We start from the raw sequence: 24591 nt of genomic DNA on the forward strand, positions 1-24591 counted from the left end.
GCCGCGGTCACGGCACTAGCGGCGCCTCGTCCGGAGGTAGTCACCGACGACGGCCGCGCCGAGGCCGTCGAGGTCGGGGGCGATCACCCGGCCGCCGGAGCGCCGCGCGATCTGGTCCACGAACAGTTCCAGGCGCGGGTCGTCCCCGAGCCGGAACACCGTGACCGACGCGCCCAGCTTCGCCAGTCTGTCCACTTCGGACATCGTCTTGTAGAGCGTCCTGGGCTGGGGCGGGTAGTCGAAGACAGCCTCGCCGTCCGGCTCCAGGTGCGCGGTCGGCTCACCGTCGGTCACCATCAGCACCACGGGCTGCGCGTCCGGATGCCGCCGCAGGTGCCTGCCCGCGAGCAGCAGCGCGTGGTGGGCGTTCGTGCCCTGCTCCCACACGCCTTCCAGGCCGACCAGTTCCTCCAGCTCCACCGTCGCCGCGTGCCGCCCGAACGAGATCAGCTGCAGCGCGTCGTTGCGGAACCGGGTCGAGATCAGCTGGTGCAGTGCCAAAGCGGTGCGCTTCATCGGCAGCCAGCGACCCTCCTGCACCATCGACCAGGACGTGTCCACCAGCAGCGCCACGGCCGCGCGCGACCGGTGCTCGGTCTCCACGACCTCCACATCGGACACATCGAGCCGCACCCGGCCGCCGCCCGTGGAAGCCGTCCGCAGCACCGCGTTGCGCACCGTGCGGGACACCTCCCACGGCTGCATGTCCCCGAACTGCCACGGCCGGCTCGAACCCGTCGGCTCCCCGGCCGCGCCGGCCGACTCCTGCTCGCGCTCGCCCGTCTTGCCGCGCAAGGAGTTCACCACGTCGGCGAGCACCGTCTCGCCCAACCGCCGCAAAGCCTTGGGCGACAAGCGAAGCGAGCCATCCGGCGCGCGCTCGAACAGGCCCTGCCTGCGCAGTTCGCGCTCCAGCTCGGACAACCGGCGCGCGTCCACCCCGGCATCCGGGCCGAGCTGACGCTCCAGCGCGTCCATGTCGATGTCTTCCAGGCGGGCGCCCGGATAGGACTGGGCGAGCTGCTCGGCCAGCGCGTCGAGCTCGCCGAGATCCTGCATCGCCTGCGCGCCTTCGCCGAGCCCGAGCGGGTTCTTGCCACGGAACCGGCCGGACGACGTCCAGTCCTCCCCCGGCCGCAGCGACTTCAGCTGAGCATCCAAATTGGACAGTTGCTGCGCTATCCGCGGGTCACCGAACGCCTGCTGCGCGAGCCCGGCCAGCTCTGCCCGCTGCTCGTCGGTCATCGAGTTCATCATCCGCTGCGCGGCGGCCGCGCGGGCGGCGAGCGCGTCGATCAGCTCTTCGACGTTCCGCGGGTTCTCGGGGAAGAACTCCCCGTGCCGCCGCATGAACTCCTCGAACCGCTCGTCGATGTCGTCGAAGCCCCGCGCGTGCGCGTCGAGGAGCGCGTTGAGGTCCGAGAGCATCTGGTTGATGCGCTCGACGTCCTCCGGGCTCGTGTTCTGCAGGGCCTGCTTCATGCCCTCGAACCGCGACTCCAGCATCTCGCGGCCGAGCAGGTCCTGGATCTTCTCGTAGTTCTCGCGGCCTTGCTCGGACCGCCACTGGTAGTCCGCCAGCTCCTGCACCTGCGCCGCGGTGCCCGGCGGCAGCGCGTCGAGCTCCGCCTCCTGCAGGCGCGCGTCGTCGGACGGGTCCGGGAAGAGCGCCCGCCGCTCGGCGTCCAGCGCCTCGTTCAACAGCCGCTGGACCTCTTGCAGCGTGCCGTCGAGGTTGTTGCGGCGCTGGATTTCCGAACGGCGCTGCCACACGCGGCGGGTCAGCTCGTCCAGGCCCGACGTGTCGCGGGTGCCGCGCCGGAGCAGCTCCTCCAGCGCCGAGCGCGGCGAGGAACCGCCCATGACGTCCTCGCCGATCTCGTCGAGCGCGTCACGCAGGTCGATCGGCGGCGCCAGCGGATCCGGCCCGTCGTGCCAGGGGCCGTACGAGTAGCCCTCGGGGACGGCAGTCACGGCCCGTACACCGTTGTCGCGTCGTCGGAATCCTTGGCCAGCTGCCGGGCCAGGTACAGCGACTCCAGCGCCAGCTCGACCGCCGCGGCGATCCGGCCCGGCGGGTCCTCCGAGGACACCCCGGCACGGACCGCGACCTCGTGCAGCACCGGCAACTCCGGCAGTGCGGAGAGCACGTCGGAACCGGGCACCTTCTCGCCCGTGGCGACGAGATGCCCATCCGCGACGGCCTCGACCAGCGGGCGCAGGTTCAGCCCGCCGAAGCGGTCCCGCGCCGTCTCGGCCACCGCGCGGCGCAGCAGGTGCACCAGGTGCTCGTGCTCGCGGCCTTCCTCGCCGGGCTCGAACTCGATCTTGCCGCGCAGTACGGCGGGCACCGCGTCGAGGTCGACCGGGCGCGCCACCGCGGGCTCTTCGCCGGTGAGCGCCGAACGGCGCAGCGCGGCCGCCGCGACCGTCTCCGCCGCCGCCACCGCGAACCGGGCCGAAACGCCCGAACGCTGGTCGATCACGGTGGACTCGCGCAGGTTCCGGACGAACCGGGCCAGCACCTCCAGCAGCGGCTCGCCGACCTCGGCGACGAGGTGCGCCTCCTGGCGGACGACGTCGACCTCGGCGGCCACGTCGAGCGGGTAGTGGGTGCGGATCTCCGCGCCGAAGCGGTCCTTGAGCGGGGTGATGATCCGGCCGCGGTTCGTGTAGTCCTCGGGGTTCGCGGTGGCGACCATGAGCACGTCCAGCGGCAGCCGCAGGGTGTACCCGCGGACCTGGATGTCGCGCTCCTCCATCACGTTCAGCAGCGCGACCTGGATGCGCTCGGCCAGGTCGGGCAGCTCGTTGATAGCGACGATGCCGCGATGCGCCCGCGGCACGAGCCCGAAGTGGATGGTCTCCGGGTCACCGAGGCTGCGGCCCTCGGCCACCTTCACCGGGTCGACGTCGCCGATCAGGTCACCGACGCTCGTGTCCGGCGTGGCGAGCTTCTCGGTGTAGCGCTCACTGCGGTGTTTCCAGGTGACCGGCAGCTCATCGCCGAGCTCGGCCGCGCGCCGGATGGAGGCGGGGGTGATCGGCTCCAGCGGGTGCTCGAACAGCTCGCTGCCCTCGATGACCGGGGTCCACTCGTCGAGCAGCCCGGCCAGCGTGCGCAGCAGCCTCGTCTTGCCCTGGCCGCGCTCGCCGAGCAGCACCACGTCGTGCCCCGCCAGCAGGGCGCGCTCGAACTGCGGCAGCACCGTGCGCGAGAACCCGACGATGCCCGGCCACGGGTCCCGGCCGGACCGCAGCGCGGCGAGCAGGTTGTCGTGGATTTCGGCTTTGATCCCGCGCGGCTGGTAGCCCGCCGCGCGCAGCTCCCCCGCGGTGCGGGGAAGGTGTTCGGGTACGGGGTTCACCCTTACGACGCTACTGATCCGCGAGCCGATCGTCGACGTGGAGTAGCTCCAGGTTGACCCGGCGTTGGTACGCCGTCCGGAGGACTGCCGTACGCTGGATCGCCGTGTGCTGTCCCAGTGCGACCCTGACGGTGTGGACCTCGGCCTGGCTTTCCGGTGCCGCGGCGCCGGACGACGTGCTCGATGCCCTGCTGGCGTGGGGTGAGGCCCATGAAGTCGTCACCGGCGACGCGGAGTCCGCGGTGGCGCTGGACCTCCCGCTGGCCGGTGACTTCCCCGCGACCCCGGTGCAGCTGCTGGCTTCGCTACGGGCGAACGGAGTCGGCGCGGCCCAGCTGCTGCTGCCCGTGCCGGGCGACGTGCGCGGGCTCGGCGGCGGTGGCCCGTTCGCCGAGGCGGCGTTGAAGGCGGGCGAGGCGATGCTGCTACCGGACGCGGGGTTCGGCCTTGTGCCGCAACCGATCGCGGAGGGCCTCGTCCGGTGGACTGTGTACAAAGTGGACACTTCGGCGACGCCGGAGTACGTCGGCCTGGCCGACGCTGAGCACGGCCTGACGGATGCGATCCGCGATTCCGCGGGAGCGCTGAAGGCATTGGACGTGGCGAAGGACCGGCCCGGGGTGCGGGCGGAACTTTCGGCCTGGCTGCGGGCGCGGCCGCGCGCGGACTGGCCCGCCGGGATGCCGGGGCGCGCGCTGCGGGTGTTGCAGCGGGCGGAGGAGATCGGCGCGATCCTGGCGCTGGCGGCGAGCGACGAACCAGGTGGCGCGGTGTCCGCTTCGGCGGCCCTGCTGCGCGCGGATGCCTTGCGGCCACTGGGAAACGCGGTGCGGGTCGCCCGGTACGCCGCGGTGAACGAGGCGGTGCGGATCTTCAGCGACCAGGCGGAACGGCCTCAGTAGCCCGGAGCGGTGCGCTCGCCGCCCGGGGCGGGCGAGTTGGCGGCTCGGGTGGGCAAGTTTGCCGCCCGGGGCGGCGAGCTGGCCGCTCGGGGCGGCATGTTGGCCCCTCCCGCAGGTTGGCCTCTCCGGCAGGCGAGTTTGCCGCTCGGGGCGGCGAGTTTGCCGCTCGGGCGGGCGAGTTTGCCGCTCGGGCGGGCGAGTTTGCCGCTCGGGCGGGCGAGTTGGCCGCTCGGGGCGGCAAGTTTGCCGCTCGGGCGGGCGAGTTTGCCGCCCGGGGCGGCGAGTTGGCCCCTCCCGCAGGTTGGCCTCTCCGGAAGGCGAGTTGGCCGTCCGGGGCGGCGAGTTTGTCGCTCGCGCGCGAGTTCGCGGCTCCCGCAGGCGGCCAACTCGCCGCCCTGGACGGCAAACCCGCGCGCGGGAGGGGCCAACATGCCCGCGGCGGCGGCCAACTCGCCTCGGGCATGTTCGCCTTCCCCGCACGCAAGTTCGCCCCCAACCCGCCAAGTTGGCCGCTCGCGCAGGCAGGTTCGCTACCGTGCCGGGCGCCGGGCGGGCTCGCAGCAACCCGGCGCGCAGACGGCGCCGTTCACGGTGCAGCCGGCCGCCGGGAACTCCGACAGCTTCCGCGCCGGCGCGCCGGACACGTGCTCCCGCACCAACTCCACCACCAGCTCGGCGAATCGCGGGTCGCTGTTCGGGGTCGCGGCGCGGGCGAAGCCCATGCCCAGTTCCGCCGCGCGCTCGGCCGCTTCGTTGTCCAGGTCCCAGATCACCTCGAGATGATCCGACACGAACCCCACCGGGCACACCACCACGGCGCGCTCCCCGCGTTCGTGCAGGACATCGATGTGGTCGACGATGTCCGGCTCCAGCCAAGGAATCCGAGGCGGCCCGGACCGGGACTGCCACACCACGTCGTACTCCGGAACACCCGCCTCGAGCGCGACGAGCCGGGCGGCTTCGGCGATCTGGCGCGAATACCGGTACCCGCCCTCGGAAGGCGGCCCCGCGGCGGCATCGGCGCTCACCGGCACCGAGTGCGCCGTGAACACCGTGCGCGCGCCCTCAAGACCGCTGTGCGCCGCGCGCACCGCGTCGGCGAAGGAAGACACGAACAGCGGGTGGTCGAAGAACTGCCGCAGCTTCACCAGTTCCGGCGCGTTCTCCCCCACCGCCGCGCGGGCGCGCTCGATGTCCTCGTCGTACTGACGGCACGCGGAATACCCGCCATACGCGCTCGTCGGGAACACCAGCGCGCGCCGCACACCGTCCGCGGCCATGCGGGCCACCGTGTCCTCGACCATCGGCCGCCAGTTGCGGTTGCCGAAGTACACCGGCAACTCCAGGCCCTGGGCCGCCAGCTCCTTCTCCACCGCGCCGATCGCCTCGCGGTTGAGCCGGTTGATCGGCGACACGCCCCCGAAGTGCTGGTAGTGCTCGGCGACCTCGGCCAGCCGCTCGGGCGGCACCCCGCGCCCGCGCGTCACGTTCTCCAGGAACGGCATGACCTCGTCCGGCCCCTCGGGCCCGCCGAAGGACAACCACAGCACCGCGTCGTAACTCACGGTCCTCATCTTGCCGTTATGGCCGCCGCCACGCCCGGCCGGGGACACCCCGGGAAAAACACCGCCGTCACGCCGCCGGAACGGCGTGACGGCGGCCGGGCTCACAGGCCGAGCGCGTGCACCCCGCCGTCGACCCAGATCATCGAGCCCGTGGTCGCGGGCAGCCAATCGGACAGCACCGCGCAGATCGATTTCGCCACCGCCGTGGGATCTTCGGCGGCCCAGCCGAGCGGGGCGCGGTCGCCCCAGCCGCCTTCCAGCTCCCCGAACCCGGGGATGGACTTGGCGGCCATCGTCTTCACCGGCCCCGCGGAGACCAGGTTGACCCGGATGCCCTCCGGGCCGAGCTCCCGCGCCAGGTACCGGTTGACCGACTCCAGCGCCGCCTTCGCCACGCCCATCCAGTTGTACGCGGGCCACGCGACGCGGGCGTCGAAGTCCAGGCCGACGATCGACGAGCCGCGCGAGAGCAGCGGCAGGCACGCCACCGCCAGCGACTTGAACGAATACGCCGACACCTGCACCGCCACCGACACGTCCTCCTTCGGCGCGTCCAGGAAGGGCGCGCCGAGGCAGGACTGCGGGGCGAACGCGATCGCGTGCAGCACGCCGTCGAGCCCGTCCACGTGCTCGCGGACCCGGTCGGCCAGCGTGTCCAGGTGCTCCTGGTTCTGCACGTCCAGTTCGATCACCGGGGCGGGCTCGGGCAGCCGCTTGGCGATCCGCTCCACCAGCGACAGCCGGCCGAACCCGGTGAGCACCACCTTCGCGCCCTGTTCCTGCGCGGCCCTTGCCGCGTGGAACGCGATCGACGCGTCGGTGATCACGCCGGTGATCAGCAGCCGCTTACCTTCGAGCAGTCCGGGCAAAACGAGTCCTTTCGCCAAGGGTTCAACGGGAAAACTAGTGGCCCATGCCGAGGCCGCCGTCGACGGGCAGCACCGCGCCGTTGACGTAGCCCGCCTGGTCCGACGCCAGGAAGCCGACCGCCGCGGCGATGTCGGCGGGGTCGCCGTAGCGGCCGGCCGGGATCTGGGCGAGGGTGGCCGCTCGCTGGTCCTCGGTCAGCGCGTTGGTCATGTCGGTGACCACGAACCCCGGCGCGACCACGTTGGCCGTGATGTTGCGCGAACCGAGCTCGCGCGCGAGCGAGCGGGCGAAGCCGACGAGCCCGGCCTTGCTGGCCGCGTAGTTGGTCTGCCCCGCGCTGCCGGAGAGCCCGACCACCGAGGAGATGAAGACGAACCGGCCCCATTTGGCGCGCAGCATCCCGCGCGAGGCGCGCTTGGCGACGCGGTAGGCGCCGGTCAGGTTCGCGTCCACGACCTTGGCGAACTGCTCCTCGCTCATCCGCATCAGCAGCGTGTCGTCGTTCATGCCCGCGTTGGACACCAGCACCTCGACCGGCCCCTGGTGCTCCTCGACCTGCTTGAACGCGGCGTCGATGGCCTCGGAGTCGGTGACGTCGGCCTGGACGCCGAACAGCCCCTCGGGCGCCCCGGAGCCCCGGTGCGTGACGGCCACGCTGTGCCCCTGCTCGGCCAGGCCCCGCGCGATCGCCAGCCCGATGCCGCGATTGCCTCCGGTGACCAGTACGGACCGTCCCACGTGCCTGCTCCTCCTGCTCGTCCAGCATGGCTTTCGCGCTGAGGTTAACCGCTGGCCGGAGCCTTGTCCGCACCCGCCACCGCTACCCGGCGGTAGGGCCGGTGACCTCCCGGGAGCCGGATCACACCCCCGGCGCGCCGCTGGTGATCGACACTCCGCGCTATCGTCACGCTGATGGCCAAGACGATCGCGCGGCTGCCCATCCGGGTCCGCTACCACGAATGCGACCAGCAGGGCATCGTGTTCAACGCCCACTACCTCGCCTACTTCGACATGGCCTCGCTGGAGTTTTTCCGGGAAGTCTTCGGCTCGTACGAGAACCTGCGCGCCCGCGGCGTGGACACCGTGGTGGCCGAATCGAACCTGACCTACCGCGCGCCCAACCGCTACGACGACGACATCGTGGTGGAGGTCGGGGTGGAGCACCTCGGGCGGACGTCGCTGATCCTGGTGTTCACGATCGTGCGCGACGGTGAGGTCGTCACCGCCGGCACGAACCGCTACGTCTTCGTGGACGCCGAAAGCCTGGCCAAGGCCGCTCCCCCGGACGACGTGCGGGAGAAGCTGGCCGCGCTGCTCTAGGCCTCCTGCACGCCGGGTTTTCCGTCCTCCACGACGAAACTCGCGCGCGTGCCGACCGGCGCGCCGGTCGTGGTCACGTAGGGCACCACGCGGAAGTCGCTGCGCCAGCGCTGCCGGTCGACGTTCACCCGGACGTACCCGCGCTGGCTGTTGAAGAACTTCAGGTGCGGGTTGGCGGCGAGGAAGGTCTTACCGCCGTCGGTCATGTCCGCGCCGTCGCCGCCGCTGGTGATCGACGTGCCGACGAACTCGCTGCCGACCGTCGCCGAATCCGGGTCGCCGTAGTCGCGTTTGAGGTCCCAGGCGTAGTTCTGGTGCCGGTCGCCGGTGATCACCACGAGGTTGCGCACGCCGCGATCCTGCGCGGCGGCGAGCACGCGGTCGCGGTCGGCGACGTAGCCGTCCCACGGGTCGAGGAACACGTTCACGGCGGGCCCGGCGTCCTGGTCGGTCTGCCCCATCGGTGCCTGGTTCGCGAGGACCTGCCAGCGTGACCGCGAGGCGGAGAAGCCGTTGATCAGCCAGTCCCGCTGCTCGGCGCCGAGGATGGTGCGGCCGGGGTCGAACCGCTCCGTGCAGGTGGCCGAAGAGCCGTCGCCGCAGGGCTGGTCGTCGCGGAACTGACGGGTGTCGAGGACGGTGAAGTCGGCGAGCGTGCCGTAGGGCAGGCGGCGGTGCAGGCCCCAGTCCGGGCCGGACGGGATCTGCGCGTGCCGGTAGGGCAGGTGCTCGTAGTTGGCCTGGAACGCCTGCGCGCGGCGCTGCCGGAAGATCACCGGGTCCTGGTCGGGCTCGGTGTCCTCCTTGGAGTGATCGCCCGCCCAGTTGTCCTCGACCTCGTGGTCGTCGATGGTGTGGATCCACGGGAAGCGCGCGTGTGCCTGCTGCAGCGGGGTTTCGGCCTTGTAGAGCGCGTACTGCAGGCGGTAGCGGGCCAGGTCCATCGCCTCGGTGGTGAACTTCGGGTCGACCGTCACGCCGCGTTTGTTGGTGCCCACGCCGGATTCGTAGATGTAGTCGCCGAGGTGCACGACGAGGTCGAGGTCCTCCTCGGCCAGGTGCTCGTACGCGGTGAAGTAGCCGTCCTGCCAGGCCTGGCAGGAGGCGAAGGCGAAGTTGAGTTCGCGCGGCGAGGACCACGGCAGCGGGGCGGTGCGGGTACGGCCGACCGGCGAAAGCTCGCCACCGGCGCGGAACCGCTAGAAGTACTCGCGGTCGGGCAGCAGCCCGGAGATCTCGGGGTGCACCGAATGCGCCAGCTCCGGCGTGGCGACCACGCTGTCCCGGCGCACGACCGAGCGGAATCCCTCGTCCAGCGCGACTTCGTACTCCACGCGGACCGGCGTGGCGGGCATGCCGCCCTTGCCGTCGGCGGCGAACACCTCGGGCGCCAGCCGGGTCCACAGCACCACGCCGTCGTGCAGCGGATCGCCGGACGCGACGCCCAGGGTGAACGGGTACGTGCCCTTGACCGGGCTCGCGAACGCGCTCGCCGAGTTCCAGGCCCCGGTGCCGAGCAGGACCGCAGCGGCGCCCGCGCTCCCGAATCCGAGGAAGCGGCGGCGGGACAGGCCGTTCGGGGGCGCGACCATGCGAGAACCTCCTGTGGTGGGATGGTGTTCCCGGATGCTGTGCGCCCGAAGTGTCCACGGCCCGACTTAAGATCCACTTCCAGGTGAAGGGAAGAAGAGCAGCAGGATGTTCCGCGTTCTGTTCTACCGCCCCGAGATCCCGCCCAACACGGGCAACGCGATCCGGCTGTCCGCCAACACCGGGGTGGAGCTGCACCTGGTCGAGCCGCTGGGTTTCGCCTTCGAGGACAAGCATTTGCGCCGCGCCGGGCTCGATTACCACGACCTCGCGCACGTGCGGGTGCACCCCGATCTGGCCTCGGCGTGGGAGGCGTTGCTGCCCGCGAACGTGTACGCGTTCACCGCGCACGCGAAGCGCTGGTACACCGATGTCGCCTACCAGTCCGGTGATGTGCTGATGTTCGGCCCCGAGTCGGTCGGCCTGCCCCCGGAGGTGCTGGCGGCGCCGGAGATCACCGACAGCGTCAAGCTGCCGATGCGGCCGGGGTCGCGATCACTGAACCTCGCCAACACCACGTCCATCGCGATCTACGAGGCGTGGCGCCAGCACGGGTTCGCGTTCAGCGGCTGAGCTCGGCCGCGCGGGCGAGCCAGTCCGCGACCTCTTCGTCCACGTCCTCGGGCGCCTGCAAGGGAATCCGGGCCGTGAGCGCGTCGTCGCGCAGCACCTGCGGCGACTCGAGCCTGCCCGTGGTCTCGATCCCGTCGAGCCGCAGGCCGAGATCGACGCGGGTTTTGGTGGTGGCCTTGACGACGGCGAACTTGCGGCGCGGCGTGGACAGCGTGACGTAGGTCTTGCGGGCGCCGACCTCGACCTCGTCGAGCGCCGCGGCGAGCGCGACCACCTTGTCGTAAACCGGGCGCAGCGCGGGCCTGTCGGCGTACTGACCGTCGACGAGCGCGCTCGCGTCCGCGGTCAGGAAATCCGGGTACCCGAAGCGTTCCATCACCAGCAGCATCTGCGCGTACCCGGTGACGCCCTGGCCCGCGAGCCACTCACGCAGCTCGGCCTCAGTGCCGATGCCCGTCCCCGCGACGCGGCGATTCCACTCGTCGACGCCTTCGCCGGTGCGCCGCTCGAGCAGCTCCGCGGACCAGCTCCGCATCCGTTCCCACGCCGTGACCTCGACCATCGGCCCAGGCTAGAGCCTGCTCAGGGCAGGCGCTGGCCGATGAACAGCGAGCTGCCCGCGGCGACGATGAGACACAGCGTGCCGAGCACGAACCACGGCTTGCTCGCGTCCGCTTCCTTGAGCTCGTATCCGATCTGCTCGCCGAGGTCGTCGTAGACCTGCTTGAGCTGCTCGGCCGAGCCCGCCTGGTAGAAGTCCCCGCCGGACAGCCGCGCGACCTCCTGCAGGGAACCGTCGTCGACGTCCACCGGGACCTCGCGGCCGTCGATGGTGACGCTGCCGTGGTTGGTGCCGAAGGAGATCGTGGAGATCGGCACCTGCTGCTTCTTCGCCTCCTGCGCCGCGGTGAACGCGCCGCGCGGCGCGTAGAGGTCCTCGGGCACCGTCTGCTTGCCGTCACTCATCAGCACGATCCGCGCCGGCGGCGGCCCGTCGGCCCCGCCGACCATCGACGAGAACCCGTCGATCGACTGCAGCGCCGCGTAGATCCCCTCGCCGGTGGCGGTGGACTGGGCCAGTTTCAGCCCGTCGATCGCGGTGACCACGTTCTGCCGTTCCGTGGTGGGCGCGACGAGCACCGTCGCCGTGCCCGCGAAGGACACCAGCCCCAGGTTGATGCCCGGGGTGAGCGCCCTGGCGAAGGAGTTCGCCGCGTCCTGCGCCGCCTTGATCCGGGTGGGCTTGACGTCGGTGGCCTCCATCGACAGCGACACGTCGATCACCAGCATCACGGTGGCCCGGTTGCGCGGCACCTTCTGCTCGGCGGTGGGCCCGGCCAGGCCCACGGTGAGCAGGATGAGCGCGACGATCAGCAACGCCGCCGGCACGTGCCGCGGCCAGCCCTGCGCGCGCGGGGCGACCTTGTCCAGCAGCGCCAGGTTCGCGAAACGCAGGGTGCGCTTGCGGCGCGCCCGCTGCACCAGCACGTAGCCGGCCACGACGGCCGCCACCACGATGAACAGCAGGAACCACCACGGGGCACTGAACCCGCTCAGACTCACGCGGCTCCCCCAGACCAGCGGCGCTTACGGGCCACCACGAAGCGGACGGTGTCGGCGACCCAGTCGGAATCCGTGCGCAGCACCAGATGCGCGGCACCGGCCTGGCGCAGCGCGCGGGCGACCTGATCGCGATGGGCCTGCGCGGCGGCGGCGAACTCGCGGCGCAGCAAGGCCGAAGCGTGCACTTCGCGCTGTTTCCCCGTTTCCGGGTCGGCGAGGACGACGGTGCCGACCTCCGGCAGGTCGATGTCCCGCGGGTCGAGCACCTCGACCGCCATCAGCTCGTGCCGCGCGGACAGCGCCCGCAGCGGCCTCTGCCACTCGGTACCGCCGAGGAAGTCCGAGACCACCACGACGAGCCCGCGCCGCCGGGGCGGGCGCCGCAGCTGCTCGATGATGGCCGCCAGGTCACCCCGGGTGCCTTCGGCCGCGCGCGGCATCTGCGCGAACTTGCGCAGCAGGCTGCGGGCGTGCGCCCGGCCGCCGCGCGCGGGGATGCGGACCGTCTCCGCGCCGTTGGACAGGATGGCGCCCAGCCTGTTGCCGCCGCCCCCGGTGAGGTACGCGATCGCGGCGACCGCGCACAGCGCCAGATCCCGCTTTTCGCTCAGCGCCGTGCCGAAGTCGAGGCTCGCCGACAGGTCCGCGGCCACCCACGTCTCCAGTTCGCGATCGGCCACCGTCTCCCGGATGTGCGGGACGGTGGTGCGGGCGGTGACCGCCCAGTCCATCCGGCGGACGTCGTCACCGGGCTGGTACGGGCGAGCCTCCCCCGGCTCCGAACCGGGGCCCGGCACCAGGCCGAGATGGTTGCCCTGCAGCAGCCCGTCCAGCCGGCGCCGCACGTCCAGCTCCAGCTGGCGCAGGCCCGCTTCGAGCCGGTCGCCCCGCAGGATCGGCGGGGCCCACGGCGGCCGCTTCTCGTTCTTGTCAGTCACTTACCGCCCCGGTGCCCCCATCGAGACGGGCTGGCCGGGGCCGCCCTGCGGCCGGGCGGACACCTGCGGCAGCGGCACCGTCTGCAGGACCCGGTTGATGATGTGGTCCAGCGGGACCGCGTCGGCCAGCGCGTCGTAGGAGAGCACCAGCCGGTGCCGCAGCACGTCCGGCACCACGTCCACCACGTCCTGCGGGAGCACGTAATCCCGGCCGCGGACGAGCGCGAGGGCGCGCGCCGCGGCGATGATGCCGAGGCTCGCGCGGGGCGAGGCACCGTAGGAGACCCAGCCCGCGACGTCGGTGAGCCCGTGCTCGGCCGGGGTGCGGGTGGTCAGCACGAGCCGCACCACGTAGTCGACCAGCGCGTGGTGCACGAAGACGTTCGACGCCACCTGCTGCAGCCGGACCAGCTCGGCCGGGCTGAGCACCTCGTGCGGCTCCGGCGCGGCGACGCCCATCCGGTAGATGATCTCCCGCTCCTCCTCGGCCGTGGGGTAGTCCACGACGATCTTGAACAGGAACCGGTCGCGCTGGGCTTCGGGCAGCGGGTACACGCCCTCGTTCTCGATCGGGTTCTGGGTGGCCAGCACGAGGAACGGGTCGGGCATCGGGAAGGTCTTGCCCCCGATGGACACGTGCCGCTCGGCCATCACCTCGAGCATCGCCGACTGCACCTTGGCCGGTGCGCGGTTGATCTCGTCCGCGAGCACGAAGTTGGCCACCACCGGGCCCAGCTCGACGTCGAACTTCTCACTGCCCTGGCGGTAGATCCGGGTGCCGAGGATGTCCGCGGGGACGAGGTCGGGGGTGAACTGCACCCGCGAGAACGTGCCGCCCACGACGCGCGCCACCGTCTCCACCGCGAGGGTCTTCGCCACGCCGGGCACGCCCTCCAGCAGCAGGTGCCCCTTGGCCAGCAGGCCCACCAGCAGCCGCTCCACCAGCCTGTCCTGTCCGACGATCACCCGCTTGACCTCGAACACGGTGCGTTCCAGCAGCTGGCCGTCGCGGGCCGGGGTCGCGGCCTGCTGCCCGTTCGTGCCGTCGGCGGCGTAGCCGGGCTCGGTCACGGTTCCCTCCTCGTTCACGTTCGCGTCCTCCTGCGACCGTATCGGTAGTCAACCTCACGGCCGGTGTGAGGGCTGTGAGCTGTCCCGGTGGCGGCCGAGGTCATCCGGGGTGTCGATGTCCTCGCTCTCCCCGTGTCCGGCCGGGACGGTGCGGTACTCCAGCGCGCCGAACACTTGGCGCAGTGAGGAATTCGCCGTCCGCGCGGGCATGGCGGCGCGCAGCGGGCCGGCCCGCCATACGCCGATCAGCCATTGCTCGCGCCCGTCCGGATCGACGAGCAGCGCCCCTTCGGCGCCCTCGGCCGCGGCCGCCAGCCTGTCCACTGTGGAGGGGCGCACGGCCGCGAGATCCCCTGCCAGCACAGCCACCGTCCCCACTTCCGGTGGCAGCACGGCGAGCCCCGCGGCGAGCGCCGCCACGGGGCCGCCGCCCGGCGGCTCCTCCCGCGCCCAGCGCACGCCGGTGATCGCGGCCCGCTCGGGGCCGACCACGATGACCGGCGAGGCGCCCGCGAGCGCGTCGATCACCTTGCGCAGCAACGGTTTTCCGCCGATCTCGAGCATCGGTTTGTCCACTCCGGACAGCCGGCGGGCGGCGCCACCGGCCAGCACGATCCCGGCGAGCTCAGCCATCTCCCCAGGCTAAGGGGTGACGGGCGGGCACTACAGGTAGGGCCGCGTGATCATCTCCAGCCCGTGCCCCGACGGGTCGGGGAAGTAAACCCCGCGCCCGCCGTGCTCGGTGTTGGTCTCCCCCGGGCGCGTCCGCCGCGGGTCGGCCCAGTGTTCGATGCCCTCGTCGCGCAGGCGCGCGTAGGCCCGGTCGAACAACTCGTCGTCGACGAGGAAGGCGTAGTGCTGCGGCTGGATTTCCGCCGGTGGCTCGGCGAACTGCAGCAGCACGCCGTCGGCGAGCCGGATGTTGGCGAACGGGCCCCAGGACGGCGCCTCCGCCGCCTCCAGCAGCTCGCGGTAGAACCGCGCGGACGCGTGCTTGTCCGTGCTGGCGATGATGGTGTGGTTGAAGGTGGCTGACATGACTGCTCCTCGGCGTGGTGGTGAACCTGGTTTCTCGGCGGTGTTCGCACACCGCCGGGGGAGGTCCACGCGGCCGGGGCGTCAGTCGTCCACCGGGTCGCCTTTCCGTGCGAGGCTCGGCGCCATCCCGGTGATCATGGCTTCCAGGTTAGGCGGTCCGCGGCGCGGGCCGCAACGGAATTGCCGGGATCGGAAGATCCGCGCGGTGGCCGTTGCCGTGGCGAGCTCCCTCCCCTCGTCGTCCACCAGTTCGCCCGCGAGGAAACCGGTCGAGCCGGTGCGATGCACGACGCGGCCGCGCCCGTGGAGCACGCCGGGCCCGGCCGGGCGCAGGTAGTTCACCTTCAGCTCCAGCGTCGGTGCCGACTCCCCCGGGCCCAGCGTGGCGACGAGCGCCGCGCCGAGCGTGTCGTCCAGCATGGCAGCGAGGAAGCCGCCCTGGACTTTTCCCCACGGGTTCAGGAATTCCGGGCCCGCGGTGAACCGCACCGCGATCGTGCCCGCTTCGGGCTCGACCGACTCCAGCTCCCAGCCGAGCGTGCGCGCCGCGGGCGGAGGTGGGACGCGGCCCGCGAGGAAATCCCAGAACGGGCCTGTTCTCTGCTGCACGGGCCGGACTTTAACCGCGCACCCCGACAATTCCGCGGCGCCGAGTTGCCGTGATGCGGCCGGGAGTGCCAGTTTGGCGGACGTGATCACCAGAACCGCGCTGACCGGCGTCCGTGTCTTCGACGGCGAGCGCGTCACCGAAGCCCGCACGGTCGTCATCGACGGCGACGTACTCGGCACCGATGCCTCGGGAGCGCACGAGATCGACGCGTCCGGCGCGGTGCTGCTGCCCGGTCTCATCGACGCCCACGTCCACCTGCACGGCGCGGAAACGTTGCGCGCCTTGGCTTCCTGGGGTGTGACCACCGGGCTCGACATGGCGTGCTGGCCACCGGAGCGGGTCGCGCGCCGCGGTGCCCGGCGCGGCCGACTTCCGCACCCCGGGCGCGCCCGCGATCGGGCCGGGCGGGAACCACGCCCGGATGCCGGGGATGCCGCCCGAAGCGATTGTGACGACACCTGCCGAAGCGCGCGCTCACGTCGAGGCGCGCGTTGCCGAAGGCGTCGACTACATCAAGGGCGTAGCCGAAGCGCCGGGAGACGGCGGCCCGTCCGCCGAGACGCTGCAGGCCCTAGTCGCGGCCGCGCGCGAGCACAGGCTCAAGACGGTCGTGCACGCCGCGACCGTCGGCGCCTACATGCTGGCCGTGGATTCGGGCGCGGAGTTCGTGACGCACGTGCCGGTGAACGGGCCCATCCCGGACGAGACGATCGCGAAGATGCGCTCCGCGGGCCAGACCGCCATACCGACGCTCACGATGATGGAAGGCGTGCTGGCCCATCGTGGCGCGCCCGCCACCGTGGCGGTGGACAACGTCGCCGCGCTGCACCGCGCCGGGGTCGAGATCCTCGCCGGGACCGACGCCAACGCCCAGCCGGGCGCGCCGTTCCTCGTGCCACACGGGGAAAGCCTGCACCGGGAACTCGAACTACTCACCAAGGCCGGGCTCGGCGCCGTGGAGATCCTGCGCGCGGCGACCGTGCTGCCCGCCCGCGCGTTCGGCCTCACCGACCGGGGCGCGGTGGCACCCGGCCTGCGCGCCGATCTCGTCCTCGTCGACGGTGATCCTGCCGCCGATGTCACCGCCGCCCGCGCGATCCGGCAGGTCTGGTGCGCCGGACGGCCCGTCACGCCTGAAGGGGATTCATGAGCGAGACCACCGAAATCACGCAGCTCGTCCTGCGGGAGCGCCAAGGCAGGGACCGGGGCTGGTGGGACCAGATGCGCGCCTGCTTCGCCGAAGAGGCCACCGTCCGGCTCAGCTGGTTCCGCGGCAGCGGCCCGGATTTCGTGGCCGCCTCGGAGCGGATGTCCGCGCGCGGCGACACCGCCGTACACCGGCTTTCGCCGCCGGCGGTGCATCGGCGGGGCGAGCGGGCGCTGGTCGAACTGCCTTCGCTGATCGAGATGCGCACCTCGCTCGACGGCGTCGAGGTGGACCTCACTTCGGCGGCGCGGCTCAACTACCGCGTGGAGCGGCGCGGCGGGCGCTGGCTGGTGATGGCGCTCGACCCGGTGTACGAACGCGACACCCTCGCGCCCGTACATCCCGGTGTCACCCTCGACGTGGGCCCGGCGGACGTGGAGCAGTTCCGCGCGCCGTACCGGTTCCTTTCGTACGTGTTCTCGTGTCGAGGTTATCCGGTCGGCGACGACCTCTATGGAGACGACCGGCCGGGTGAAACCGCCCGCTTCTACGATGAAGCCCGCGTCTGGCTCAACGGCTGACCGATGAGTCGGCCCGGCCCGGGGAGTCTCTGTACTGTCAGCACGGCATCAGGAGGAACCCAGTGGGTCAGCTACTCAGAGTCCAGAACTTCACCGTCTCCCGTGACGGTTTCGGCGCCGGGGAGGACCAGAGCCTCGAGCGGCCGTTCGGCCACGCCGATCCCGGCGAGCTGTTCGTGTGGGCCGGGGCCACGGCGAGCTGGCCGATGCGCACCGAACCGGGCGGCAGCCGGGGGCTGGACGACTACATCACCCGCGACTACGACCGCAACATCGGCGCGGAGATCATGGGGCGCAACAAGTTCAGCCCGCTCCGCGGCCCGTGGGCCGACGAGAGCTGGACCGGCTGGTGGGGCGACGAGCCGCCGTTCCGGACGCCGGTATTCGTGCTGACGCACCACCCGCGCCCGTCGTTCAGCCTCGGTGAGACGACGTTCCACTTCGTCGACGGCGACCCCGCGTCGGTGCTCGAGCGGGCGAAGGAAGCCGCGCGGGGCAAGGATGTCCGGCTCGGTGGCGGCGCCACGACGATCCGCGAGTTCCTCGACGCCGACCTCGTCGACACCCTGCATGTGGCCGTGTCGCAGGTGGAGCTCGGGCACGGCGTGCGGTTGTGGAAGTCGCCCGACGAACTGCGTGACCGGTTCGAGGTCGACGTGGTGCCCAGCCGCAGTGGCGTCACGCACCACTTCTTCTGGCGGAAGTGACCGGGCGGGGCCGGTAGCTCCCCCTTGCTCTGAGCGGAGGTGCCCGGGCGGCGCGCGAGGACTCGAGCGCGCGCCGTCTGGGCCGGGTTCCGGCTAGCCGACGAGGCGGGTGGCGTACGGGAGGATGTCGCCGTAGCGGACCGCGGTCACCCGTACCACCATCCCGGATTCGGGTGCCTCGATCATCATCCCGTTGCCCAGGTACATGGTCACGTGGTGGATGCCGCTGCGCCCGTAGAACAGCAGGTCTCCGCGCCGCATCTGGGAAAGCGGCACCTGCCGCCCCGAGGTGTACTGGTAGCCGCTGTAGTGCGGGAGCGACACCGCGCCGCCGTAGGCGTAGACCATCAGGCCGGAACAGTCGAAGCCGATCTTGCGGTAGTCGCCGTAGGAGTCGGCCACCCCGCCGTCCCGGATGCCGCGCGTGGGCCCGCTGGCGTTGCCGCCGCCCCACGCGTACGGCATGCCCAGCTGCGACATCGCCCTGGCGATCGCCCGTTCGACGATCGACCCGGTCGCGCCGGTGGCCGGCTTGACGGAACCGCCGCCACCACCGTTGCTGCCGCCGGTGTTCTTGCTCGCGGCGAGCGCGGCCTGCTGGGCGCGCGCCTCGTCCTCACGCTGCTTCTGCGCGAGCCAGTCCTGGTAGCGCTGCCGCTGCCCCTGCAGACCCGAAACCTGTTGCTGCGCCTGGTAAAGCGCCTGCTCGACGCTGTCCCTGCTCGACTGCAGCTCGGCCGTGCGCGCGGCCTGGCCCTGCTGGGCCTGTTCCGCGGCTTCCTGCGCCGAATCGGCGTTGCGCTTCGCCTGCTCGGCCGCCGCCTGCTTCTGCTGCGCGACCTCCAGCGCCGCCCTGGCCGCCGCGTCCTTGTTGGACTTCTCGGTCTGCGCCTGCTGCATCATCTGAAGCGCGTTGAGCTGGCTGCCGCTGACCGAGGACAGCAGCTGCGCGCGGGCGAGCATGTCCTTCGGGCTGGTCGACCCCATGTACGCCGAGATGGAGCCCATCGTGCTGCCCTGCTGGAAGCTGCCCGCGATGAACGCGTCGAGCTGCTGGCGGGCGGCCTCGATCTGGCCCGCGGCGGCGTCGGACTCGCGGCGCGCGGCGTCCGCGTCAGCCTGGGCCTGGCTGGCGGCGTCCTCCGCGGTCTGCTGGTCGACCAGGGCCTTGTTGGCCTGTTCCATCTTCAGTTCGACGTCGGCCTGCAGGTCCGACAGCCGGGACTCGGCCTCGGCGAGCTGGTTGGTCAGCTGCCCGACCTGGCCCGCCTTCGCGTTGGCCTCGGCCTGGCTGGAGCTGATCTCGTTGTCACTGGGGTTGGGCGGCGGGGGCGGGACGGCGCTCGCGGTGCCGGCCGTACCGAAGACGCCCGCGAGGGCCAAAGCGACGACGGCCACCCACCTCGACGCCCGGTTTCGCCTGGTCACAGCTCCGCCTTCCCCTCAGACACGGGTGCCGCCCGAGACACTCCTGTCACAGGTGTACCAGATACACCACGTGACACTTGCATCACCAGAGCAACAATTCCCCGTTCGGGGGACCCTTTTCACCGTTTCCGGCGTCACACCCCTGAGATCCCGAGCCCGAGGAGCCCCCGCCATGCGCGCCGCCCGGCTGATCACCCTGCTCGCGACGACGACCGGACTGGCCGTCCTGCTCGCGGGCACGTTCCTGCCCTGGTTCCACTCCGGGAACGTGCAGCGGCACAGCTACCAGGCCGCGGGCCTCGCCGGCCGGCTTTCGCTGCTGCACAACGGGTTCGCCGCCGCGATGCTGCGCGGCTGGATCGCGGTCCCGCTGCTGGCGGCGCTCTGCGCGGGGCTGCTCGTGCTGGGTTTCCGCAGGACGGGTGCAACGTTGACCACGCTGTTCGCGATATCCGTGGGAACCATCGCGCTGCTCGCGCTCGTCCAAAGCGGCGGTGGGCTGGTCGGGATCACCGCGACCGGCCCCGCCACGACGCTGGCCGGAGCGGTCGTCGCGCTGGCCGGAGCACTCGGCGGACTGGTGGCCGGCCCGAGGCGCACCCGCAAGCCGGTGTATTCGAGAAGAGGGGGACGACCGTGAGCACTCCAGGCCCGCACGACCCGTGGTCCGACCGGCCCGAGGGCTGGCAGCAGGGACAGCAGCCAGGGCAGCAGCCCGCGGACCAGTGGCAGCGACCCCCGCAGCCCGGGGACGCATGGCAGCAACCCCAGCAGCCCACCGGTCAATGGCAGCAACCGCAGCAGCCCACCGGCCAATGGGCACAGCAGCAGTGGCAGCAGCAGCCGACGCCGCAGCAGTGGCAGCAGCCCACCGGGCAGTGGCCGCAGACCCAGCCCTACCACCCGCAGCCCGGGTACCCGCCGCGGCAGCCCCGGCGTCCGCGCCGGCGTGGGCTGATCATCGGTCTCGTCGCGGCGCTCGTCGTCGCGGTCGGCGGCGGCGCCACGTGGATCGCCCTGTCGCAGAGCAGCGGCGGTTCCGACACCCCCACCGAAGCGGCGCTCACGCTGGCCAGTTCGCTGGGCAACGCCGACGTGGTCGGGGTGCTGGGCAGCCTGGCCCCGGCCGAAGCGTCGATGTTCACCGATCCCGTGCAGGCGGTGACCGACGAGCTGAAGCGCCTCCAGGTGCTCGACGCCTCCGCGGACCCGAACAAGCTCAGCGGCCTGAAGATCAGCACCGCCAACCTGACGTTCGACGAGGCCGGCGCCGAGCAGGTCAACGACCACGTGACCATCACCAAGCTCACCGGCGGCACGATCACCGTCACCGGTGACCCGACCCAGCTCCCCCTGGCCAAGGGGTTCCTCGACGCCGTGCCGGGCGGGCTCGACAGCTCCGGCCCGGAGACCGAGACCATCGACATCGGCCAGGAAGTCCGCCAGAGCGGCGAGCCGATCCGCATCGCGACCGTGCAGGTCGACGGCGAGTGGTACCCGAGCCTGCTGTACACGATCGCCGACTACGCGCTGCAGGAGTCCGGCCAGAAGTGGCCGTCCACCTCGATCCCCGCGAACGGCGCCGGCTCGGTGAACGACGCGGTGAAGGAGACCGTGCAGGCGGTGCTCGACGCCGACGTACGGCGGGTGATCGAACTGCTGCCACCGGACGAGATGGCGGTGCTGCACGACGCGGGCCCCGCGATCGTCGACGCGCTGGGCTCCGACGCCGAGCCCAGTGGTGCCAAGGTGGTCGACCTGCAGACCGAAAGCTCCACTGTGGACGGTGGCACGCGGGCCACGCTCACCTCGCTCGTGGTGCAGGGCCCCGACGGCGAGACCTACTCGTTCAAGAAGAACGGCTCCTGCTACGAGGCCACCGTCGAGGGCGAGTCCCGGTCGCTGTGCGCGCAGGATCTCGCCGAGCAGCTGGCGGACGAGGCCGGGTCGTCGCTGCCCGGCTCCGTCGAGCAGGTGCTGGAGCACCTGTCCGCCGGGGTGCTGGCCCAGGGCGTCGGCGTGATCGTCACCGAATCCGGCGGGAAGTACTACGTGAGCCCGCTGCGCACGCTCGTCGAGCAGGGCGTCACGGTGCTGCGCGCGCTGCAGCCGGGTGACATCACCGCGCTCCTGCGCGCCGCCAGGTAGGTCACACCGCTCCCAGGGCGTGTCGTGCTTGCCCTCAAAAAAGGACAAGCGTACTGTTTGGGCTGGAGGGAGCCTGCGCCGTCCCCGCGTCTGCGGACCGCACGCGTGTGCGCCAGACTCGCCTTACACACCCGAAACTGACGACCGGGACACCGCGGCGAGCACACCGCGCGGCGGCGTCCACGCCCTGGAGATTTGACGTGACCGCACCTGCCAGCAAGGACAGCTTCGGCGCCCGCGACACCCTCGTGGTGGGCGACGCCTCCTACGAGGTGTTCCGCCTCGACAAGGTCGAGGGCGCCGGCCGCCTGCCCTACAGCCTGAAGATCCTGCTCGAGAACCTGCTGCGTACCGAGGACGGCGCGAACATCACGGCCGAGCACATCCGCGCGCTCGGCAACTGGGATGCGAACGCCGATCCGTCGATCGAGATCCAGTTCACCCCGGCCCGCGTGGTCATGCAGGACTTCACCGGCGTGCCGTGCGTGGTGGACCTCGCCACCATGCGCGAGGCGGTGACCGACCTGGGCGGCGACCCGGACAAGGTCAACCCGCTCGCCCCGGCCGAGCTGGTCATCGACCACTCGGTGATCATCGACGTGTTCGGCCGCGCGGACGCCTTCGAGCGCAACGTCGAGATCGAGTACGAGCGCAACCGCGAGCGCTACCAGTTCCTGCGCTGGGGCCAGGGCGCCTTCGACGAGTTCAAGGTCGTCCCGCCCGGCACCGGCATCGTGCACCAGGTCAACATCGAGTACCTGGCCCGCACCGTGATGTCCCGTGGCGGCCAGGCGTACCCGGACACCGTCGTGGGCACCGACTCGCACACCACCATGGTCAACGGCCTCGGCGTGCTGGGCTGGGGCGTCGGCGGCATCGAGGCCGAGGCCGCGATGCTCGGCCAGCCGGTGTCGATGCTCATCCCGCGGGTCGTCGGCTTCAAGCTGACCGGCGAGATCCCGGCGGGCGTGACCGCCACCGACGTCGTGCTGACGATCACCGAGATGCTGCGCCGCCACGGCGTGGTCGGCAAGTTCGTCGAGTTCTACGGCGAGAGCGTCGGCGCCGTGCCGCTGGCCAACCGCGCCACCATCGGCAACATGAGCCCCGAGTTCGGCTCCACCGCGGCGATCTTCCCGATCGACGAGGAGACCCTGCGGTACCTGAAGCTCACCGGCCGCTCCCCCGAGCAGCTCGCGCTCGTCGAGGCGTACGCCAAGGAGCAGGGCCTCTGGCACGACCCGTCGCACGAGGCCACGTACTCGGAGTACCTCGAGCTGGACCTCTCGACGGTCGTCCCGTCGATCGCCGGGCCGAAGCGCCCGCAGGACCGCATCGAGCTGACCGACGCGAAGTCCTCGTTCCGCAAGTCGGTGCACGACTACGTGGAGGAGCAGTACCCGGCTCCGCACACCAAGGTCGACGAGAAGGTCGAGGAGTCCTTCCCGGCCAGCGACTCCCCCGCGCTGTCGTTCGCGGACGAGGACGCGGCGCCGGTGCACTCCGCGGCGAACGGCGCCTCGGGCCGCCCGTCGAAGCCGGTCACCGTGAAGTCCGAGGAGCGCGGCGAGTTCGTGCTGGACCACGGCGCCGTCGTGATCGCCTCGATCACCTCCTGCACCAACACCTCCAACCCGTCGGTCATGCTGGGCGCCGCCCTGCTGGCCCGCAACGCGGTGGAGAAGGGCCTTTCGGTCAAGCCGTGGGTGAAGACCTCGATGGCCCCCGGCTCGCAGGTCGTCACCAACTACTACGACAAGGCCGGCCTCTGGCCGTACCTGGAGAAGCTGGGCTACCACCTGGTCGGCTACGGCTGCACCACCTGCATCGGCAACTCGGGCCCGCTGCCGGAGGAGATCTCCGCGGCGGTGCAGGAGAACGACCTCACCGTGGTCTCGGTGCTCTCGGGCAACCGGAACTTCGAGGGCCGGATCAACCCCGACGTCAAGATGAACTACCTGGCCTCGCCGCCGCTGGTCATCGCGTACGCGCTCGCCGGCACGATGGACTTCGACTTCGAAGAGCAGCCCCTCGGCCAGGACACCGACGGCAACAACGTGTTCCTGCGCGACATCTGGCCCTCCCCGCAGGAGATCCAGCAGACGATCGACCACGCGATCACGCAGGAGATGTTCACCAAGGACTACGCCGACGTGTTCGACGGCGGCGAGCGCTGGAAGTCGCTGCCCACCCCGGAGGGCCAGACCTTCGCCTGGGACGCGGAGTCCACCTACGTCCGGAAGCCCCCGTACTTCGAGGGCATGCGGGCCGAGCCGTCGCCGGTGGAGGACATCTCCGGCGCGCGCGTGCTGGCCAAGCTGGGTGACTCGGTGACCACCGACCACATCTCGCCCGCAGGCGCGATCAAGGCCGACAGCCCGGCCGGGCAGTACCTGACCGCGCACGGCATCGACCGCAAGGACTTCAACTCCTACGGCTCCCGGCGCGGGAACCACGAGGTGATGATCCGCGGCACCTTCGCCAACATCCGGCTGCGCAACCAGCTGCTGGACGACGTGCAGGGCGGCTACACCCGCGACTTCACCCAGGAAGGCGCCCCGCAGGCGTTCATCTACGACGCCGCGCAGAACTACGCGAAGGCCGGCATCCCGCTGGTCGTGCTGGGCGGCAAGGAGTACGGCTCGGGCTCGTCGCGTGACTGGGCGGCCAAGGGCACCTCGCTGCTGGGCGTGCGCGCGGTGATCACCGAGTCGTTCGAGCGCATCCACCGGTCGAACCTGATCGGCATGGGCGTGATCCCGCTGCAGTTCCCGGAGGGCGAGTCGGCCTCGTCGCTGGGCCTCGACGGCACGGAGACCTTCGACATCTCGGGCATCACCAAGCTGAACGAGGGCGAGACCCCGCGGACGGTGCACGTCACCGCGACCAAGGGCGACGGCTCGAAGGTGGAGTTCGACGCGGTCGTCCGCATCGACACCCCCGGTGAGGCGGACTACTACCGCAACGGCGGCATCCTGCAGTACGTGCTGCGCAAGATGACCAACGCCTGAGGCGTTCCGGACCGAAAGCGCCGCGGGCTCCCGCACGGGGGCCCGCGGCGCTTTTCGCGTGTTGGCCGCTGGCGTCGGCGAGTTGGCCGCTCCCGTTGGCGAGTTTGCCCCTCCCGTCGGCGTGTTGGCCACTCGCGCTGGCGAGTTCGCCGCTCCCGCAC

At 71.5% G+C, this 24591-nt stretch carries 23 protein-coding genes and 1 pseudogene; 9 read left to right on the plus strand and 15 right to left on the minus strand.

The genetic code is table 11. From position 1 onward, the window contains the following. Positions 1–15: 15 nt before the first annotated feature. Together FPZ12_RS31905 and FPZ12_RS31910 are read right to left on the minus strand one after the other, a co-directional pair. A complete protein-coding gene (locus tag FPZ12_RS31905) occupies positions 16–1974 on the minus strand; it encodes a vWA domain-containing protein (protein ID WP_144749849.1) in 1959 nt (652 codons plus the stop codon). After that, positions 1971–3368 carry a sigma 54-interacting transcriptional regulator gene (locus FPZ12_RS31910; protein WP_144749851.1) on the minus strand — a complete coding sequence of 466 codons (1398 nt, stop codon included), beginning with the start codon at positions 3366–3368 and terminating at the stop codon, positions 1971–1973. The genes FPZ12_RS31905 and FPZ12_RS31910 overlap by 4 nt, the downstream gene beginning before the upstream one ends. A 104-nt stretch (positions 3369–3472) precedes the next feature. On the opposite strand from FPZ12_RS31910, the gene FPZ12_RS31915 reads away from it, so the two are divergent. Then, positions 3473–4270 carry a hypothetical protein gene (locus FPZ12_RS31915; protein WP_166462974.1) on the plus strand — a complete coding sequence of 266 codons (798 nt, stop codon included), beginning with the start codon at positions 3473–3475 and terminating at the stop codon, positions 4268–4270. Between the two features lie 530 nt (positions 4271–4800). On the opposite strand, the gene FPZ12_RS31920 is transcribed toward FPZ12_RS31915, so the two are convergent. From FPZ12_RS31920 to fabG, 3 genes are all read right to left on the minus strand, one after another. Continuing rightward, the gene (locus tag FPZ12_RS31920) at positions 4801–5835 is read right to left on the minus strand and encodes a ferrochelatase (protein ID WP_144749890.1); all 1035 of its coding nucleotides are present in this window, start codon (positions 5833–5835) and stop codon (positions 4801–4803) included. 101 nt (positions 5836–5936) lie between these two features. Then, positions 5937–6704, minus strand: coding sequence for an enoyl-ACP reductase FabI (gene fabI, locus FPZ12_RS31925; protein WP_144749853.1), 768 nt, complete (start codon positions 6702–6704; stop codon positions 5937–5939). A 34-nt stretch (positions 6705–6738) separates the two neighbouring features. After that, positions 6739–7443, minus strand: a complete 705-nt coding sequence (gene fabG, locus FPZ12_RS31930; protein ID WP_144749855.1) for a beta-ketoacyl-ACP reductase — start codon at positions 7441–7443, stop codon at positions 6739–6741. A gap of 174 nt (positions 7444–7617) precedes the next feature. Here fabG and FPZ12_RS31935 point away from each other — a divergent pair, with 174 nt between their 5' ends. Beyond that, positions 7618–8025, plus strand: a complete 408-nt coding sequence (locus tag FPZ12_RS31935) for an acyl-CoA thioesterase (protein ID WP_144749857.1) — start codon at positions 7618–7620, stop codon at positions 8023–8025. Here FPZ12_RS31935 and FPZ12_RS31940 read toward each other — a convergent pair. Further along, a pseudogene (locus FPZ12_RS31940) lies at positions 8022–9617 on the minus strand (alkaline phosphatase D family protein). The gene FPZ12_RS31935 and the pseudogene FPZ12_RS31940 overlap by 4 nt on opposite strands. A gap of 106 nt (positions 9618–9723) precedes the next feature. On the opposite strand from FPZ12_RS31940, the gene FPZ12_RS31945 reads away from it, so the two are divergent. Continuing rightward, positions 9724–10188, plus strand: a complete 465-nt coding sequence (locus FPZ12_RS31945) for a tRNA (cytidine(34)-2'-O)-methyltransferase (protein ID WP_144749859.1) — start codon at positions 9724–9726, stop codon at positions 10186–10188. Here the strand turns inward: FPZ12_RS31945 and FPZ12_RS31950 are convergent. From FPZ12_RS31950 to FPZ12_RS46670, 8 genes are all read right to left on the minus strand, one after another. Then, positions 10178–10750 (minus strand): DUF5655 domain-containing protein, encoded by a 573-nt coding sequence (locus FPZ12_RS31950; RefSeq protein ID WP_144749861.1) that lies wholly within the window; start codon positions 10748–10750, stop codon positions 10178–10180. The genes FPZ12_RS31945 and FPZ12_RS31950 overlap by 11 nt on opposite strands. A gap of 20 nt (positions 10751–10770) precedes the next feature. Further along, on the minus strand, positions 10771–11751 hold the full coding sequence (locus FPZ12_RS31955; RefSeq protein ID WP_144749863.1) for a VWA domain-containing protein: 981 nt from the start codon (positions 11749–11751) through the stop codon (positions 10771–10773). After that, entirely contained in the window at positions 11748–12689 is a 942-nt protein-coding gene (locus FPZ12_RS31960) for a DUF58 domain-containing protein (protein WP_144749865.1), read from the minus strand. Before FPZ12_RS31960 ends, FPZ12_RS31955 begins: the two co-directional genes overlap by 4 nt. Then, positions 12690–13760: an AAA family ATPase gene (locus FPZ12_RS31965; protein ID WP_144749867.1), complete on the minus strand. Its 1071-nt coding sequence runs from the start codon at positions 13758–13760 to the stop codon at positions 12690–12692. It lies immediately after the preceding gene. Between the two features lie 54 nt (positions 13761–13814). Continuing rightward, on the minus strand, positions 13815–14393 hold the full coding sequence (mobA, locus tag FPZ12_RS31970) for a molybdenum cofactor guanylyltransferase (protein ID WP_144749869.1): 579 nt from the start codon (positions 14391–14393) through the stop codon (positions 13815–13817). Between the two features lie 30 nt (positions 14394–14423). Further along, entirely contained in the window at positions 14424–14798 is a 375-nt protein-coding gene (locus FPZ12_RS31975; RefSeq protein WP_144749871.1) for a VOC family protein, read from the minus strand. 81 nt (positions 14799–14879) lie between these two features. Then, a complete protein-coding gene (locus FPZ12_RS31980) occupies positions 14880–15407 on the minus strand; it encodes a PaaI family thioesterase (protein WP_243770133.1) in 528 nt (175 codons plus the stop codon). Positions 15408–15417: 10 nt separating this feature from the next. Next, the gene (locus FPZ12_RS46670) at positions 15418–15669 is read right to left on the minus strand and encodes a hypothetical protein (RefSeq protein WP_243770134.1); all 252 of its coding nucleotides are present in this window, start codon (positions 15667–15669) and stop codon (positions 15418–15420) included. A 91-nt stretch (positions 15670–15760) separates the two neighbouring features. On the opposite strand from FPZ12_RS46670, the gene FPZ12_RS31985 reads away from it, so the two are divergent. The 3 genes from FPZ12_RS31985 (at position 15761) to FPZ12_RS31995 (ending at position 17843) form a co-directional block, all read left to right on the plus strand. Further along, on the plus strand, positions 15761–16558 hold the full coding sequence (locus FPZ12_RS31985) for an amidohydrolase family protein (RefSeq protein WP_243770135.1): 798 nt from the start codon (positions 15761–15763) through the stop codon (positions 16556–16558). After that, positions 16555–17136 carry a nuclear transport factor 2 family protein gene (locus FPZ12_RS31990; protein WP_144749875.1) on the plus strand — a complete coding sequence of 194 codons (582 nt, stop codon included), beginning with the start codon at positions 16555–16557 and terminating at the stop codon, positions 17134–17136. The genes FPZ12_RS31985 and FPZ12_RS31990 overlap by 4 nt, the downstream gene beginning before the upstream one ends. A gap of 62 nt (positions 17137–17198) precedes the next feature. After that, complete coding sequence (locus FPZ12_RS31995; RefSeq protein ID WP_144749877.1) at positions 17199–17843, plus strand: dihydrofolate reductase family protein; 645 nt, start codon at positions 17199–17201, stop codon at positions 17841–17843. 93 nt (positions 17844–17936) lie between these two features. Here the strand turns inward: FPZ12_RS31995 and FPZ12_RS32000 are convergent, their stop codons facing one another. Continuing rightward, a complete protein-coding gene (locus FPZ12_RS32000) occupies positions 17937–19271 on the minus strand; it encodes a C40 family peptidase (protein WP_144749879.1) in 1335 nt (444 codons plus the stop codon). A gap of 172 nt (positions 19272–19443) precedes the next feature. On the opposite strand from FPZ12_RS32000, the gene FPZ12_RS32005 reads away from it, so the two are divergent. From FPZ12_RS32005 to acnA, 3 genes are all read left to right on the plus strand, one after another. Beyond that, complete coding sequence (locus tag FPZ12_RS32005; protein WP_208026094.1) at positions 19444–19911, plus strand: hypothetical protein; 468 nt, start codon at positions 19444–19446, stop codon at positions 19909–19911. After that, positions 19908–21419 (plus strand): flagellar basal body protein FliL, encoded by a 1512-nt coding sequence (locus FPZ12_RS32010; RefSeq protein WP_243770136.1) that lies wholly within the window; start codon positions 19908–19910, stop codon positions 21417–21419. Before FPZ12_RS32005 ends, FPZ12_RS32010 begins: the two co-directional genes overlap by 4 nt. 200 nt (positions 21420–21619) lie before the next feature. Beyond that, entirely contained in the window at positions 21620–24430 is a 2811-nt protein-coding gene (gene acnA / locus FPZ12_RS32015; protein ID WP_144749881.1) for an aconitate hydratase AcnA, read from the plus strand. Positions 24431–24591 lie beyond the last annotated feature (161 nt).

It is taken from the genome of Amycolatopsis acidicola (assembly GCF_007713735.2).
GTDB classification, from domain to species: Bacteria; Actinomycetota; Actinomycetes; order Mycobacteriales; family Pseudonocardiaceae; genus Amycolatopsis_E; species Amycolatopsis_E acidicola.